Raw genomic sequence first — 785 nt, forward strand, 5'->3', positions numbered from 1 at the left:
TCGGCACAATATCAAGGACTTTTTTGACATTGGCAGAAACGGCGTTTGCCACGCTATTTTCCCCGAAAAAGGATTTGTCCGCCCGGGCTTTACAATTATTATGGGCGACAGCCACACTTGCACCCACGGAGCGTTCGGTGCTTTTGCCGCAGGTGTCGGAACTACCGATCTTGAAGTTGGTATATTGAAAGGCGTATGTGCATTTCGCAAACCTGAAACTTTGCGGGTCAACCTGCTTGGAGAATTGCCGCAGGGCGTTTCGCCTAAGGATGTAATTCTCGCTATCATTTCCAAAATAAGCGTTTCGGGTGCTTCGGGAAAAGTTATGGAACTGCGAGGACCAGTAATTTCTTCCATGAGCATGGAAGGCAGAATGACAATTTGCAACATGGCAATCGAAGCGGGAGCCACTAGCGGCGTATGTATGCCCGATATGACAACTGTAAATTACCTGTGGCAATTTATAGGGACTGACGGCGATAAAACTTATTCAAGTAAAGAAGAAGCGTTAAAAGATTTTTCAAAATGGATTAGCGATGACGACGCTGAATATTCTGGCGTTGTCGATATTGACTGCTCAAAATTGGAGCCGCTTGCTACAGTCGGCTACAAGCCTGACGAAGTAAAACCTGTGCGTGAACTTGCCGGAACAAAGCTCGATCAAGTTTACATCGGCTCCTGCACAAACGGCAGGCTCGAAGACCTTCGTGCAGCCGCTGCTATTTTGCGTGGCAAAAAAATTGCCGACTCTGTTAGGGCTATCATCGCTCCCGCAACCACGGACA

Annotated in this window: 1 protein-coding gene; it reads left to right on the forward strand. The window is 47.8% G+C overall.

Annotated elements, in window-relative coordinates:
* Positions 1–785 (forward strand): 3-isopropylmalate dehydratase large subunit (locus ACYVTD_RS14665; RefSeq protein WP_461248457.1); only part of this gene is annotated, 785 nt, incomplete at both ends.

It is taken from the genome of Treponema sp. R6D11 (assembly GCF_054786075.1).